Below are 14968 nucleotides of genomic sequence, written 5' to 3' on the forward strand. Positions count from 1 at the left end.
ACAGTGAAACGCCTTTGCGCCGATGATAGTGCGGGTTCCCGTGTGAAAGTAGGACATCGTCAGGCTATTTATTAAGCATCAGCCCCGATCGAGAGATCGGGGCTTTTTGCTTTGCGGGATTGAGTTCACGAAACTGCAGATTGCTTGGCCAAACAGATACTCTCGCCGGAACTCGGCCACAAAAAAAGGCGGCCCGCCGGGCCGCCTTTGTCTACAGACACCGTCATCAGCTGCTCGGTGCGCGAAGCTCCCGCCTGAGGATCTTGCCCACATTGCTCTTGGGCAGCTCATCGCGGAATTCAATGTACTTCGGCCGCTTGTAGGCAGTGAAATTGTCGCGGCAATAGGCGCTCACGTCGTCTTCAGACAGTGTCGCGTCTGCCTTCACGACAAACAGCTTCACAACCTCGCCCGACTTGCCGTCAGGAATGCCAATCGCCGCGCACTCCAAGACCCCTGGCAGCAGGTTCACCACCTGCTCGATCTCGGTGGGATACACGTTGAAACCGGACACGAGAATCATGTCCTTTTTCCGGTCGACGATGCGCACGTAGCCGCGCTCGTCCATGATGCCGACGTCGCCCGATTTGAAGAACCCGTCGGCAGTCATCACCTTGGCGGTTTCGTCAGCGCGGTTCCAATACCCTGCCATCACTTGCGGGCCGCGGATGCAGATCTCGCCGGGCTGGCCAATCGGCAAATCGTTGCCGTCATCGTCACGGATGGCGATCGTGGTCGACGGGATCGGCAAGCCAATCGTCCCGGTGAAGTCGTTGACGTCCAGGCGGTTCGAGGTGGCCACGGGCGAGGTCTCTGACAAGCCGTAGCCTTCCACCACCGGGCACCCGGTGACCTTGAACCACTTCTCCGCGGTGGCTTGCTGCACCGCCATGCCGCCGCCATTGGAAACTCGCAAACCCGAGAAATCGAGCCGCGCGAAGTCGGGGTCATTGGCCAGCGCGTTGAACAGGGTGTTCACGGCTGGGAACATGTGGAAGCGGTGCTTGGCCAGTGTCCGCACGAACCCGGGAATGTCGCGTGGGTTCGGAATCAGCAAATTCATCGCCCCCATGTGGGCGCCGAACAGCGCGCAAATCGTCAAGGCGAAGATGTGATACAGCGGCAGCGCGCATACCACCGTCAATGGCGCTGTCCCCAGTTCCGCGAGTTTGGGGCGGAACCATGCATCCACCTGCATCAGGTTGGCCACCACGTTGCGGTGCAGCAGCACTGCGCCCTTGCTCACTCCGGTGGTGCCGCCGGTGTACTGCAGGAAGGCGATGTCCTCGGGCCCGATGTCCGGCCGCCGCAGGGCTTGGCGGCCACCCGCCACCAGCATGTCGTTGAAGCGTGTGACCGTGCGGCCCCCGTCCATCGGCAGGCTGAACTCAGGCACCATGCGCTTGAGGTGCCGCACAGCAAAGTTGATCCAGCGGCCTTGCCAGTAGCCCAGCAAATCACCGAGCGCAGCCAGCACCACGTGCTTCACGTCGGTCTGCTCAATCACCTCTTCCAGCGTGACCGCGAAGTTCTCAAGAACGATGGCGGCCACCGCGCCGGAATCCTTGAGCTGGTGCTGCAACTCGCGGGCGGTATAGAGCGGGTTGACGTTCACCACCACGAAGCCAGCCCGCAGGATCCCCGCGATCGCCACCATGTACTGCGGCACGTTGGGCATCATGATGGCGACACGGTCCCCGCGCTGCAGACCCTGCCCTTGCAACCACGCGCCCAGCGCTTGAGACATCTCATCGATGTCGCGATATCGCAGGCGCTGGTCCATGCAGCACAAGGCGTCGTGCTGCGCATGGCGGCGGAAAGCCGAATCGAGCAGCTCGGCCACGCTGCGGTAAGCGCCGACGTCCGCCTCGGCCGGAACGCCGGGGGGGTAGTGATCAAGCCAAGGTGACTGCACGGGACCTACTCTCCACCAGAAACAAACCGTTTATGGTGGCGGTGCCGCCGCCGTCACAGCCTCGGTGCTTGTCCTAGGACGCCTTGTCCTCCAGGCGACAGCGCGAGGTCGGGCCCATCGCCACCTGCAAACAAGGCTGCGGCCAGCGCGCGTTCGCGCTGGGCGATCGTGCGAAGGAACTCCTCGGCGCCTTTCATGGCGCGAAAGGTGTCAAAGCCCCGCTCCAGAAAGGTCTGCAGCGCCGAAAGCCCTGCCGCCTGAGCCGGGCCACGCATCAGGCGCAGGGTGTGGCGAAGCAGCGGGTTGCGCGTGTAGCCGTCGAGGGCCTGGCCCACGGCCAGCATCAATGAAATCTGGCGTTCGCGGTCTGCGGGAGTGCCTGCCAGGCGCCAGCAGCGCCCGTAAGCCTCGCCGCTGCAGGGCGCAGGCTTTGGCGCCTGCGCCAGCAGGCACCGCGCCATCTGCGTGTCGAGCACCTCGGACAAGGCATGCAGCCGGCCGAGGGACAGCACGGTGTCGACGATGTCACGCGGAAACAAGCGAACCAAGGCGGGCACCACCCGTGCGAACTGTTGGTCGCGCAAGCTGAAATCGTCCGGCCCGTACAGGTCTTCGAGAAAAAACCTGGCGGCGTCGCCGAACCTGGGGTGGGTCAGTTGGTCTGCATAGGTCTGTGCGAAGCGCTGGTGCTGGTAGGCCTTCACAGCCGCCACCTGCCCGCCCAGGCCGGCATCCCTCAGGCGCAACTGCCGCTGCTCGTCAACCTGCCGCAGGCAGTCGAGGATCTCTTCACCCGCCGGATTCAGGGCCATGTGCCGCCCCTTGTAGATGTCATTGCGATGTGCGGCGCGAATGCCGTCTAGCGAACCTTGGAACCCCGGCACGGCGGGCCCTGCCAGCCTGCCCGAGAATGCAGCCGGCATGCTCGCACGATTGCAACAGATCCTGACGCTGGGGGCCCTCACCGGGGTCGTGATCTGGCTGTGGGTGTGCCTGCAGCAAGGGCGGCCCGGCTGGGCACTGTTTGGCGCCTTGGCGCTGCTGGGCGGGCATGCGTTCGTGCTCGGCATCGAGTTCCTGCTGCTGGCCGCCGTTCATGGCGCCGACCCGACCCCGCGCGCCCGTGCCGCCCAACTGCTGGGCGCCTGGTGGGGCGAGGTGCTGCATGCCCCGAGGGTGTTCTGCTGGCGCCAGCCTTTCCGGCACGCTGCGTATCCCGACCACCTGCCCACCAACGCCCAGGGCCGCCGCGGCGTGCTGCTGGTGCATGGCTATGTCTGCAACCGTGGCCTGTGGAACCGCTGGCTGCAGCGGCTGCGTCAGCAGGGGGTGCCGGTGGTCGCCGTGACCATGGAGCCGCCCTTCGGCAGCATCGATGCCGGCGTGGCGGCCATCGAGGCTGGCATGCGCCGGCTCGAGGCCTGCACCGGCCTGGCGCCAGTGATCGTCGGCCACAGCATGGGCGGGCTCGCCTTGCGCCGCTGGTGGGCCGAGCACGGCGACGATGCACGCGTGCATCACGCGGTCACCATCGGCACACCGCACCAGGGCACCTGGCTGGCGCGGTGGGGTACCACGCCCAATGCGCGCGAGATGCGGCGCCACTCACCGTGGTTGGCCGCGCTGGCCTCGCACGAGCCTGCGGGACGCCACCGCCGCTTCACCTGCTTCTACAGCCACTGCGACAACATCGTCTTCCCTGCCGCCACCGCCACGCTGCCGGGAGCCGACAACCGCCACCTGCCCGGCGTGGCACACGTGCACATGGTCGACCACCCGGCGCCCTGGCAGGCCGTGCAGGCCCTGCTTCAGGCGCCTAAGGCAAGGTAGAGCCGCTCGCCGGCCAGCACCTGGCCGGCTTCGATCTCGCCTTCGTGTGCGATGCGCTCGCGCACCTGTGCGTACACAGGGGTGAAGTCTGGGGCGGTCGCATCGAAGAGCTGCTGGAAGCTGTCGATGACGAAGTAGCTGGCCTGGAAGGTGTCGATGCGGTAACGGCTGCGCATCAGCCGCTGCAGGTCGAAGCCCACGCGCTGAGGCTCGGGCGAAGTGACGCTGTAGCGCAGCTCGCCCGCCGAACTCAGGATGCCCGCGCCGTAGGCCCGCAATCCCTGCGGCGTCTGGATGAGGCCGAACTCCACCGTGTACCAGTACAGGCGCGCCAGCAACTCGCAGGCATCGAGCCGGCTGGCCTTCATGCCGCCGGCGCCGTAGGCCTGCATGTAGTCGGCAAAGACCGGGTTGAAGAGCAGCGGCACGTGGCCGAAGAGGTCGTGGAAGATGTCGGGCTCGACGACGTAGTCGAACTCCTCGGGCTTGCGAATCCAGTCCGTCACCGGAAAGCGGCGTTCGGCCAGCAAGGCGAAGAAGGCCTCTTCCGGAATCAGCCCCGGCACGCCCACGATCTGCCAGCCGGTGGCCTTCATCAGCCGCTCGCTGATGTCGTCGAAGCGCGGGATGCGCTCCGGCGCACCCAGCTGCTGCACGGCGTTGATGAACTCGTCGCAGGCCAGCCCAGGCAGCTGCTGCAGCTGGCGTTGATACAGGCGCCGGTAGGTGACGTGGTCGGCCTCGGTGTACTGCGCGAAGTCTTGCGCGCAGGTGTAGTCGCTGCGGGCGCGACCGTAGTCGCCGCGCGGCGGGCGGTCGCCGGTGCCGTAGGTCACCGGGGCCACGCCCTTGTTCACGCCGTCGTGGAAATCGGGGCCGCTCATCGCTGCGCTGCCGGGCTCAGGTCTTGGCCAGCACGCCGCGGCGCATCTGGTCGAGCTCGATGCTCTCGAACAGCGCCTTGAAGTTGCCCTCGCCGAAGCCCTGGTCGCCCTTGCGCTGGATGAACTCGAAGAAGATGGGCCCGAGCTGGTTCTCGCTGAAGATCTGCAGCAGCAGCTCGCCCGCCTTGCCGTCGATGAGGATCTTGCGCTGCTGCAGCGCGCCCACGTCTTGCCCGTGGCCCGGGATGCGCTTGTCCACCAGCTCGTAGTAGGTGTCGATGGTGTCGAGCAGCTTCACGCCGCTGGCGCGCATGGCGTCCACCGTGGCCAGCAGTTCGTCGGAGCCCAGGGCGATGTGCTGGATGCCCTCGCCGTGGTACTTGTCCAGGTACTCCTGGATCTGGCCGGCCTTCTCGTTGCCTTCTTCGTTGATGGGGATGCGGATCTTGCCGCAGGGGCTGGTCATGGCCTTGCTCTTCACGCCCGTGACCTGGCCCTCGATGTCGAAGTAGCGCACCTCGCGGAAGTTGAACAGGCGCTCGTAGAAATCGGCCCACTCGGCCATGCGCCCGCGGTGCACGTTGTGCGTGAGGTGGTCGATGTAGGTCAGGCCGTGGCCCACCGGGTTGAGCGTGGCGCCGGGCAAGGGCACGAAGTCGACGTCGAAGAAGCCGATGTTGCCGATGTCGCCGTCCTTCGCGCCGTTCTTGCCGCGCCACTTGTCGACCAGGTAGATCAGGCTGTCGCCGATGCCCTTGATGGCCGGGATGTTCAGCTCGCCCGGGCCGGCCGTGCCGGCGTAGGCCCAGGCACCCAGTTCCTTGGCACGCTCGAAGGCGTGCCTGGCGTCCTGCACGCGGAAGGCGATGGCGCAGATGCTCGGCCCGTGCAGGCGCGCGAAGCGCTGCGCAAAGCTGTCGGGCTCGGCGTTGACGATGAAGTTGATCTCGCCCTGGCGGTACAGCAGCACGTTCTTGTGGCGGTGCCTGGCAATCGCCTGGAAGCCCATGCGCTCGAACAGCGCGCCAATGGCCACGGGGTCGGGCGCGGCGTACTCGATGAACTCGAAGCCGTCGGTGCCCATCGGGTTGTCCCAGGGGGTGAATTGCATGCGCCGTCTCGTCGGGTGGGGAAGGTGGCCGCACTGTACGGGCGCTGGCGCGCAGCTTGTTTGCGTTGCGTGGCGCAGCAGTGCGGGCTTGCGCAGGAAAACTGCAGAATCCAGGCCATGGAAACCACAAGCACGCTCGACGCCATCGACAGGCGCATTCTTGCTGCGCTGCAACAGCAAGGCCGCAGCACCTATGACGAGCTCGCGCTGGCCGTCGGCTTGTCGGCCAGCGCCACCCTGCGCCGCGTGAAGCGGCTGGAGGAGGAGGGTGTCATCACCGGCTACGTGGCGCTGCTGGCACCCGAGCGCGTGGGCCTGGGCCTCACCGCCTACATCAACGTGCGCTTGGCCAAGCACCTGGGCCAGGGCGGCAACCCCATCGACGCCTTCACCGCCGCCGTGCAGGCCTGGCCCGAGGTGGTGGAGTGCGTGGCGCTCAGCGGCGAGATGGACTACCTGCTGCGCGTGCTGGTGCACGACATGGCGCATTACTCGCGTTTCGTGATGGACCAGCTGCTGCGCCACCCTGCGGTGCAGGACTGCAAGACCAGCTTCATGCTGCGGCGCCTGAAAGGCACCACCGCCGTGCCCGTCTAGAGGGGCTTCGGGCGTGGCGGCAGGGGCGGCCCTTCGTCCACCCCGTCGATGTCGTGCAGCAGCCGCCAGGCGGCTTCGTGCGACAGGTTCAGCAGCACGGCCACATCATGGGCATCGTCCGGCAACGCCGGGTTGTCCCAGCCCTGGCTGCTGTGGCGCGCCACGCGGATGGCCAACTGCACGTTACGCATCTGCGGCGTCACCTGGCGGGCATGCTCGTCGGTGATCTGCACCAGCAGCCGCGGCAGCCGCCACTTCAGCATCAGCGCGTGTTCCAGCTCGGTGAGCTCGATGTTCAGCATTTCGCGCTGCACCACCGCGCTGCGCAGCGCGGGGTCGGCCTGCTGGCGTTGCTGGATGGCCAGCGCCAGGGCCGGCGCGCGCAGCCACAGCAGCAGTTCGGCGAAGTCGTGCAGCAGCGCCGCCTCGTGGATGACGGCGGCGTCGTGGTCCATGCGGTGCACCGCGAAGGCCATGGCGTAGCGTGCGGCACGGCGGCTGCGGCGCAGCACGCGGCGGAAACCCACCTGCGCCTCGGGCTGGCCGGCCAGCCAGTCGGCGGTCTCGGTCAACCCGGCGAACGCACGGAAAAAGGGCGGCACGCCAAGCATCACCAGCGCTTCGGTCGCGGTTTCGGTGTCACTGCCTTCACGGCCCCGGCGAAGCTCGGCCACATGGGCCAGCAGCTTGATGGTCATCAGCGGGTCGCTGACCACCGCGTCGGCAATGAGCCGGGCATCCACCGCATCCTCGTTCTCGGCCAGTTCGGCCAAGGCGTCGACCGTTTCGCCCAGCACCGGCAGGTCGGCATGCTCGAACAAGGCGGACCAGCCCGCGAGGTCGCGCGGCGCTTGGCTGATGAAAGGCGGCGGGCTGAGCATGGCAAAGGCGAAGTCGCTGCCCGGGTTATCGGCCGGCCCGGCCACCACCTTGAGCTGGGCTCAGGCCAGGGACAGCATCAGCCCCTGGCGGGCATCGGCCTGGCCGCTCAGAACCTCGGCATAGGCGACCAGCACGGCCTCGGGTCCGCTGCGGTGGCTGATCTGCACCCACGGCTCAGGGCCCGTGGCGGCCGTGGTGAAGGCGTTCCAGGCCTGGGCCAGGCGCCTGTCCAGCCCATCGCGGCCCCAGCCCTCGGGCGGCGGCGAACTGCGCTTCTTCACCTGTGCGGGCGCGAAGAACAGCGTGGGGCGCGGCCCCGGCAGGCTGGCGCTGGTGCCTGCGGCAGCCAGCGCGTCCCAGTGGGTGCCGCCGATCGAGGCGCTGTACTTCAGCGTGCCTGCAAAGTGCTCGTGCACCGCGCGCCGCAGCGCAGCATTGCCGGCGAAGTCGACATAGACCGTGGGCACGCCGGGGGCCAGGCCTGTGAGTGCGTCGTACGCCAGCACATCGTCGTAACAACCCAATGAACGCACGAAGCCCATGCTGCGCGGCGAGGTCAGGCCCAGCACCCGCGGCGCGCCCGGCTGTCCGCGGCGCTGTGCCAGGCAGAAGGCGGTGGCGCAGGCCGTCTTGCTCGACGCACTGCTCAGCAGCACCTGCTCGGCGCCGAAGCAGGCCGCCTCGGCCAGGAAGTCGTCGATCAGGAAGGAGGTGATGAACAGCGGCCGCATCACCGCCTGCAGGCCTTCCAGCGCGGGCTGCCAGCCAGGGTCGGCATCGCACCAGGCGCAGTGGTTGTAGACAGCCGCCAGGTCGGCGCGGTGCGGTGCGGCATCCACGAAGCCGCCCGCGTTCACGCGGCCCGGCGTCACCACCAGGTGGCTGCCGGCCGGGAAGTAGCCCCACACGCGCCGGCCAACTGCCACGCCCTCGGCCAGCGACTCCACCACCGTGGCGAAGCCCCACACCGGCAGGCAGCCTTCACCCGGCTCGGCGGCGGGGAAGAAGTGCCAGTACTTCATCGCTTCGCCGAAGGCGGCGTAGGTGATGTTGTTGGCGGTGAGGGCGAAGTGTTCGATGGCCAGCCGGGCCTGGCCGGGCTGAAGGGCGCGATGCGCAGGAGCGTCGGGGTCGGGGCCGATGCGCGCTGCGGCCAGGCGCTGGCGCTGGAGGAAGAGGCGGTGGCCGGTGTCGCTGCGCATGCGGTGCTCCTGTGGGGCACCGCAGCATGCGCGGCACGGCGGGGCCGGGCTGTCACCCGCGCGACGGCCGCAGGCGCGCATTGAGGGGTGGCAGGGGCGGGCCCACCGGGCACCGCCCCTGCCGGGGCACCGCGCGAATTACAGGCGGTGCACGCCGGGCAGGTGCCCGACGAGTTGGCCGTTGACGTACAGCGCCCCTTCGGGCGCGCCGGCTTCAGCGTGGAATTCGAGCAGGGGCTCGACGGGGGCGACCGCGGGCGGCGGCGCCACACGCTCGGCCAGCAGGCCCAGCGTGTGGCTCAGCAGGCGCAGCAGGGCGGCAGCGACATCGCGCAGACGGCGTTCGCCGGGCGTTGCGGCTTCGAGGGACAGTTCATGCAGGGACATGGCGGTTCTCCGGGTCTGCCGCCGCGCCGGGCCGCTGTGTGGGGCGGCTGTGCAAGCGCGAGGCGGCGGTGTCTTGGCTCAGGGGCTGGGTTTCAGGCGCTCGAGTTCGGCGCGCAGCAGGCGTTGTTCGGCTTGGCGGCGGGCGCGTGGGCTCGCGGCGTGCGAGCCGGCGACACGTCGCAGGCTGGCGGCCACGAAGGGGTTGCGCGGCTTGATGGTTTTGACGGTCATCTTCATCGGGGCTCTCCTGGGTGGCCTTGGGGGGCGGTTGAAGCCGGCGCAGCCGGCGGCATGGAACGTTGCTGGGGCTGCCAAGCCCGGACTTCGAAAACAAAACGGCCCGGGTGCTGGCAGCAACCCGGGCCGTGGTGAGCAGACTGGCTTGAAATGCCGTCAGCGCACCGGCGCCCTGGGTCGGGGGCCTTGAACTTGAGCCGCAACTTGCGCACGCACCGCCACCGACGGTGCCGGGCTGGCCGCAGGGCGGCGCACCGGCAGGTTGGCGAAGGCGGTGGTTCGGTTCATCGGGACTCGGGTGTGGGTGGATCGGCTGCAAGCACCGGAAGGGTCGGGTGCCGACTGCAGGCTTGCGCAGATGATAAACATACCGTTATCAGAGAGCAAGGGGATTTGATCAACGAATCCCTGCAAACAAGGGATGCCGGGTGTTGGTCTGCCTGCGCCCGGCGGTGCGCAGTCTGCAGGCTACTTCTTGCGCTTCAGCGGAGCCACGCCACTTTGCGAGCGCAGCCACAGTGCATGGGCGTCTTCGGCCTGCGGGGCCAGCGGCACGGGCGGCGGCGGGCGCCGCACGCCCGGCGCCAGCGCACGTGCAGGCGCCGTGGGGGCGGGCTGAACCGGCAGCGGGGCGGGCGTGGGCGCCAGCACTTCGCCGAGCAGATCGAGCAGCCGCGTGCGGGCGCGCTGTGGATGGCGCCGGTAGTAGGTGAGCACGAGGCCGACGATGAAACGTTCGTCGTCGTCGCGGGGTGCGGCGTCGTCAGCGGGGGGCGTGTCGGGGGCGGCCAGCCCTGCACTGCGTGCTGCCAGACCGCTGGCTGCGGCCGGCCCGTGCGGCACGTCCATCCAGCCGTTGGGCTTCTGGCACAGGTGCTCGAACTGACGCGCCAGGCGTTCGCCGATCTGGCGACTGCGGCTCTTGATCTGGCTCCAGTAGCTGGGCTGGATCTGCACGCGTTCTGCGAAACGTCGCTCCAGGCCGCGCAGGGTGGCGGCGTCGGCGTGGCGTGCGGTTGCGCGCACGAACTCTTCGAAGAGGGCCAGCGCGTTGTCCAGGCGCGTCTGCGCGAGGACCTGGGCAGGGTCATGGGGGCTGGCTTGCATGGAGGGCCGGATGATAAATCCGCCTTCACCTGCCTCAGGCCCGGCCCAGCGCCACCCAGTGGTTGTCAGGCACCCGCACGCCGGGCCAGGCCAGCATGCGCGGCGCGGCCCGCAGGTGCCACAGTGCCAGCCCTCGGCCGGCGCTGAGCGCCACGCCGCGGCCATCGGGCAGGGTGAGCAGGCCGCAGGGTTCGGTGACTTGCGCCACCGTGGTGTAGTCGGCCGGAAGCGACGGGTGCCACCACAGCGCGCGGCCCTGCTTCTGCGCGCTGAGCACAAAACCCCCGCCTGGGCCGGCGGCGATGTCGCCTGCGTAGCCGCCGCTCTGCGCCACCGCCGCGGCGCTGTCGCCCCTCAGGGCCAGGTGGCCGCCGTCGCCGCGTGCATCGGCTTCCCACACCGCCAGCACGGGCGCCGCGCCGCGCAGCGCGGGCTGCGCGTGTTCGGCCTGCAGCGCCACGCCCAGCCGCGGCAGCGGGTGCTGCGCCCAGGCGATGTGGCGCAGGCTGAGCTGCGCATCGGGCAGCGTCCAGCGGCCCAGCAGCGCGCCAGTGCTGGCGTCCAGCTGCACCAGCGCAGGTTCCATGGGTTCATCCAGCTTGCGGCCCAGGCGGTCACGCACGATGCCGCCGACGGCCACCATCAGCCGGCCGGCCATCGCACCCGGGCCGCGCAGCAGCTGGTGCGGGTCGATGCCGTGGCTGCTGAACTCGGCCACGCGCGCCAGCGTCTGCGGGTCGCGCACGCTGATCCAGCCGGCGCCGGTGGCGGGGTCGGTTTCGGTGGTGTAGAGCCACTGGCTGTCGGCGCTGGTTTCGACATGGCCATTGAAGGTGCGCGCCGGGCGCTCGTGGTCGGTGGTGATGCGTTGCACCACGGCGCCTTGCGCGTCGCAGCGCATCAGCCAGCGGCCGGGCCGGTTGGCCACGGCGAGGAAGCCGCCGTCGGCCAGCGGCAGCAGGCCGTGGGCGCGGCTGGGCACGGCCTGTTCGGCCAGCACCTGCACGCGGCCTTCGGCCCAGTGCACCTGCAGCAGGCCGACACGGTCGCCGCTGTCGGGCGCGGTGGCGCCGGCCACGCGCCAGGCGGAGGCGATGCGCTGCAGCACTGGCGGTGCCGGGGCTTCGTCGGCCTGCGCCCAGGCGGGCCTCGCCACCGTGCCCGCCAGCAGCGGCAGCCAGGGCGCCTGCAAGGCCTTCAGGGCTGTGCGTCTTGCGATCATGGGCCGGCCTCGCTCAGAACTTGAACACCGAGCTCAGCTGCACCGTGCGCGGCTTGCCCGCGATGTAGTGGCCGCGGTAGAGCGTCTCGGCGTAGAGCATGTTGGTGAGGTTGCTGACGTTGAGCTTGAAGAGCAGGCCGCCGCCCGCGTCGAACTCGGCCATCAGATCGGCCGTGACGAAGCCGCGCGCCACGATGCTGCTCTGCTGCGGCGTGTCCTTGCTGCGTGCGTTCAGCCCGCCGCCCAGGCGCAGCCTGGGGGTGAGCTGGTAGGTGCTCCACACCGTGCCGGAGAGCTTGGGCGTCAGGCCCGGGCGTTGGCCGACGGTTTCGCCCGTGAGCGTGGTGCCCAGCACCGACGAGGCGCGGTCCACCTCGGCGTCGGGGATCCAGGCCAGCGAGACAAAGGCCTCCCACTGCGGTGTGATGCGCCCGGCCACGTCGATCTCGAAGCCCGCCGCGTGGCGCTGGCCCGAGAGCACGTAGTTCGTCGGGCTCACCGACTCTTCGTCGCGGTTGCGTTCGTTGTACTTGGTGGCGTGGAAGAGCGCCAGGCGCAGCGTGGCCTTGCCGCTCTCGCTGTCGATCTTGGCGCCGAGCTCGAAGTTGCGGCTCTTCTCGGGCGGCGTGTTGCTGCCCAGCGCGTCGAACTGGTAGGCGTCGCCCGAGGTGTTGAAGCTGGTGCCGTAGCTGAAGTGGAAGCTGGTCAGCGGCGTGGGCTGCCACAGCGCGCCCAGGCGTTCGCTGAACAGCGAGTCGCTGCGGCCGCGGTCGCCGGTGACGGCGCCGAAGTTGGCCGTGGCGGTGCTGTAGGTGCGGTAGCGGCCTTCGAAGCGGTCCCAGCGCAGGCCGGCCAGCAGCTTCCAGCCGGGGCTCAGCTGCACCAGGTCTTGCGCGTAGGCGCCCAGCGCCTCGCTCTCGAAATCGCGGTTCTTGTGGATGACGCGCAGCGATTCGTCGACCCAGCCGCCGCCGCGGTTCTGCGCCACGGTGATGGTGGGCTTGATCAAGGCGCCCGAGGCCGGGTTGGCGGCCGTGAAGCCGATGAACGCGTCCTTCGTGACATCCACGCCCGCCTGCACCGAGTGCTTCAGGCCCAGGGCCTGGAACTTCTTGTCGTAGTCGCTCTGGAAGGTGATGGCGTCCAGGTCCTGGATCTTGGCGTGGGTGCCGTTGCCCCCCGAGCGCTGCAGCACGGTGTCGGGGCCGAAGGTGGCCTCGCTGACGGCCACGCCCCCCGGCTGCAGCGCCGCCGCCGCGAAGCGCACGGCGCTGGCGCGCTGGTCGCGTTCGTAGCGGCCCACGCGCAGCGTCGTCTTCCACTCGCTGCGGTCGGCGAAACGCTTGGTGTAGCCCAGCGTCGTCATCGTGGCGCTGCCTGCGCTCACGTCGCTCAAGGCGCCGTAGTAGCTGCTCGGGTCCACAGGCAGCACCTTGCCATTCAGCCAGGGCAGGCCGTAGTGGATGCCGTTGTTGTTCTCCAGGTGGTACAGGCTCACCAGGAATTCATCGCTGGTGCCGATGCCCCAGCGGAAGCTGGGCGCGATGCCGTGCTTGTCGATCTTGGCGCCGTGGTTGTCGCCCAGGGTGACCATGCCGTTGACGCGCAAGGCGGCGTTGTCGCCCGTCTTCACGTTGAGGTCGGCCGTGCCGCGCAGGTATCCCTGGTTGCCCAGCGTCACGCCCACCTCGCTGCCCGCGAACAGCGTCGGCAGCTTGCTCACCTGGTTGACGGCGCCGCCGGTGCTGCCGCGGCCGAAGAGCATGCTGGCGCTGCCGCGCAGCACCTCCAGGCGGTCCCAGTTGAAGCTGTCGCGTTCGTAGAAGGCGGGGTCGCGCAGGCCGTCGACAAAGATGTCGCCCGTGGCCTGCAATGAAAAGCCGCGCAGGCGGATGTCTTCTTCGCCGCCCTCGGCCGCCAGGAAGCTGATGCCGGCGGTGTTCTTCAGCGTGTCTTTCAGCGTGTCGAGGTTGCGGTCGTCGATGAGGCGCTCGGTGACCACGGTCACGCTCTGCGGCACGTCGCGCAGTTCCTGCTGGCCCTTGCCGATGCGGGTGGTGGTGGCCTGCACGCTGTCCTTGCCGGCGGGTTCTGCCTGCACGCGGGCGCGCACCACGGGCAGCACGGTGCTGGCAGGGGCAGGGGCGGGGGCTGATGCAGCGCCGGCCGGCGCTGCGATCTGAGCCTGGGTGGTGGTGGTGCCCAGCGCCATCAACGCTGCGGCGGCTGCGGTTCGAAGGGCGTGGGGTGGGCGGGTCGGCAGGCGGAAGGCGTTGCGCATGGCAGTCTCGTTCGGTGTGTGATCAGGCAAAGCGCGGCCTGCCGGCCGCGGCTGGCGCGGACGTGCGGGGTGGGCGCAGAAGGGTTGGGGGCGGCGACGGACGCTGCGCGTCAGCGCGCCTCGGGCTCGCTGACGAAGCCCACGCGCGTGAGCCCTGCGCGGGTGGCATCGGCCAGCGTCTCGGCAACAAAGCGGTAGGGCACGACCTGGTCGGCGCGCAGGTGCACTTGTGGCTGCACGGGCAGGCGCCCGGCGGCGCTGAAGCGCTCGGCTGCCACCGCGCGCGTGACGGGCTCACCGTTCCAGTAGCGCTGGCCGGCGGCGTCGATGGCGAAGTCGATCTTCTCCGGCGGTGGCGTGTTCGGCTGCGTGCTGACCTTGGGCAGGTCCAGCTTCACGGCGTGGGTGAGCAGCGGGGCCGTGACGATGAAGATCACCAGCAGCACCAGCATCACGTCGATGAGCGGCACCATGTTGATCTCGGCCAGCGGCGCGGCGCTGCGCTGGCGGTCGAAGGAGGCGAAGGCCATGGCGGTGCTGCTCCTTCAGGCCGCGGGTTTCAGCGCGCGCACCTGGGCGCCGCCAGCCGGTGTCGCCTGGCTGGCCGCGCCGGGCGCCTGGCCCAGCGTGAGGAAGCTGTGCAGCTCGAAGGCGAAGGCGTCCAGCCGGCCCGTGAGGACGCGGTTGCCGCGCGTGAAGGTGTTGTAGGCCATCACCGCGGGGATGGCCACGGCCAGGCCCAGGCCCGTCATGATCAGCGCCTCGCCCACCGGCCCGGCCACCTTGTCCAGCGTGCCGGCGCCGCTCAGGCCGATGGCCACCAGCGCGTGGTACACGCCCCAGACGGTACCGAACAGGCCCACGAAGGGCGCCGTCGCACCCACCGTGGCCAGCACGGTGAGGCCGCTTTCCAGGCGCATGGTCTCTTCATCCAGCACCTTCTTGAGGGTGCGCGTGATGTAGTCGCTGGCGCTGCCGGCATCGGCCAGGCGCGTGGCGCCGTGGCGCGCGTGGTGCGCTTGGGCGTGCAGTGCGTGGGCGCTGAGGTGCGAAAACGGGTCGCGCGCGCCGTGGGTGGTGAGTTCGTGCTGCACCTCGTCCATCGTGTGGGCGTTCCAGAAGAAATGCAGGAAGGCGTCGCCGCGGCGGCGGCGCTGCCATTGCGCCCAGCCCTTGACGACGATCAGCCCCCAGGAGGCGATGCTCATCAGCAGCAGCGCGGCCAGCAGCGTCTTGCCAACTGCGTCGCTCTGGGCCAGCAGGTGGGCGAAGCCCAGGCTGGGGGTGGCGGTGGCGGTGAGTTCCATGTCAGT

16 protein-coding genes are annotated in these 14968 nt (G+C 69.2%); 2 read left to right on the forward strand and 14 right to left on the reverse strand.

Features of this window, described 5'->3' with window-relative positions; translation table 11 throughout:
* Positions 1-226: 226 nt before the first annotated feature.
* Both EOE66_RS20040 and EOE66_RS20045 read right to left on the reverse strand, forming a co-directional pair.
* On the reverse strand, positions 227-1915 hold the full coding sequence (locus EOE66_RS20040; RefSeq protein ID WP_128230531.1) for a long-chain-fatty-acid--CoA ligase: 1689 nt from the start codon (positions 1913-1915) through the stop codon (positions 227-229).
* A gap of 53 nt (positions 1916-1968) precedes the next feature.
* Positions 1969-2838 carry a DUF8198 family protein gene (locus EOE66_RS20045; RefSeq protein ID WP_205702774.1) on the reverse strand — a complete coding sequence of 290 codons (870 nt, stop codon included), beginning with the start codon at positions 2836-2838 and terminating at the stop codon, positions 1969-1971.
* On the opposite strand from EOE66_RS20045, the gene EOE66_RS20050 reads away from it, so the two are divergent.
* Positions 2837-3745 carry an esterase/lipase family protein gene (locus EOE66_RS20050; protein ID WP_128230532.1) on the forward strand — a complete coding sequence of 303 codons (909 nt, stop codon included), beginning with the start codon at positions 2837-2839 and terminating at the stop codon, positions 3743-3745. The genes EOE66_RS20045 and EOE66_RS20050 overlap by 2 nt on opposite strands.
* Here EOE66_RS20050 and phhA read toward each other — a convergent pair.
* Positions 3724-4629 carry a phenylalanine 4-monooxygenase gene (phhA, locus tag EOE66_RS20055; protein WP_128230533.1) on the reverse strand — a complete coding sequence of 302 codons (906 nt, stop codon included), beginning with the start codon at positions 4627-4629 and terminating at the stop codon, positions 3724-3726. The two genes, EOE66_RS20050 and phhA, sit on opposite strands and share 22 nt — an antisense overlap.
* Before the next feature lie 16 nt (positions 4630-4645).
* Positions 4646-5740 carry a 4-hydroxyphenylpyruvate dioxygenase gene (gene hppD / locus EOE66_RS20060; protein ID WP_128230534.1) on the reverse strand — a complete coding sequence of 365 codons (1095 nt, stop codon included), beginning with the start codon at positions 5738-5740 and terminating at the stop codon, positions 4646-4648.
* Positions 5741-5857: 117 nt separating this feature from the next.
* On the opposite strand from hppD, the gene EOE66_RS20065 reads away from it, so the two are divergent.
* A complete protein-coding gene (locus tag EOE66_RS20065) occupies positions 5858-6337 on the forward strand; it encodes an Lrp/AsnC family transcriptional regulator (protein WP_128230535.1) in 480 nt (159 codons plus the stop codon).
* On the opposite strand, the gene EOE66_RS20070 is transcribed toward EOE66_RS20065, so the two are convergent.
* The 10 genes from EOE66_RS20070 to EOE66_RS20105 form a co-directional block, all read right to left on the reverse strand.
* Positions 6334-7218 (reverse strand): HDOD domain-containing protein, encoded by an 885-nt coding sequence (locus EOE66_RS20070; protein WP_128230536.1) that lies wholly within the window; start codon positions 7216-7218, stop codon positions 6334-6336. The genes EOE66_RS20065 and EOE66_RS20070 overlap by 4 nt on opposite strands.
* A 60-nt stretch (positions 7219-7278) precedes the next feature.
* Entirely contained in the window at positions 7279-8421 is a 1143-nt protein-coding gene (locus EOE66_RS20075) for a DUF2855 family protein (RefSeq protein ID WP_128230537.1), read from the reverse strand.
* Between the two features lie 138 nt (positions 8422-8559).
* Positions 8560-8808: a hypothetical protein gene (locus tag EOE66_RS20080; protein ID WP_128230538.1), complete on the reverse strand. Its 249-nt coding sequence runs from the start codon at positions 8806-8808 to the stop codon at positions 8560-8562.
* 78 nt (positions 8809-8886) lie between these two features.
* On the reverse strand, positions 8887-9045 hold the full coding sequence (locus tag EOE66_RS21885; RefSeq protein ID WP_164885199.1) for a hypothetical protein: 159 nt from the start codon (positions 9043-9045) through the stop codon (positions 8887-8889).
* Positions 9046-9201: 156 nt separating this feature from the next.
* Positions 9202-9333 (reverse strand): hypothetical protein, encoded by a 132-nt coding sequence (locus tag EOE66_RS22305; protein ID WP_259376402.1) that lies wholly within the window; start codon positions 9331-9333, stop codon positions 9202-9204.
* Between the two features lie 180 nt (positions 9334-9513).
* A complete protein-coding gene (locus EOE66_RS20085; protein WP_128230539.1) occupies positions 9514-10152 on the reverse strand; it encodes a hypothetical protein in 639 nt (212 codons plus the stop codon).
* 34 nt (positions 10153-10186) lie between these two features.
* Positions 10187-11374, reverse strand: coding sequence for a DUF1513 domain-containing protein (locus EOE66_RS20090; RefSeq protein ID WP_128230540.1), 1188 nt, complete (start codon positions 11372-11374; stop codon positions 10187-10189).
* Positions 11375-11387: 13 nt separating this feature from the next.
* The gene (locus tag EOE66_RS20095) at positions 11388-13655 is read right to left on the reverse strand and encodes a TonB-dependent receptor (protein WP_245479119.1); all 2268 of its coding nucleotides are present in this window, start codon (positions 13653-13655) and stop codon (positions 11388-11390) included.
* Positions 13656-13765: 110 nt separating this feature from the next.
* Positions 13766-14185 carry an ExbD/TolR family protein gene (locus EOE66_RS20100; protein WP_128230541.1) on the reverse strand — a complete coding sequence of 140 codons (420 nt, stop codon included), beginning with the start codon at positions 14183-14185 and terminating at the stop codon, positions 13766-13768.
* A 15-nt stretch (positions 14186-14200) separates the two neighbouring features.
* Positions 14201-14962 (reverse strand): MotA/TolQ/ExbB proton channel family protein, encoded by a 762-nt coding sequence (locus tag EOE66_RS20105; protein ID WP_128230542.1) that lies wholly within the window; start codon positions 14960-14962, stop codon positions 14201-14203.
* Positions 14963-14968 lie beyond the last annotated feature (6 nt).

This window comes from Rubrivivax rivuli (genome assembly GCF_004016505.1).
GTDB lineage: Bacteria > Pseudomonadota > Gammaproteobacteria > Burkholderiales > Burkholderiaceae_C > Rubrivivax > Rubrivivax rivuli.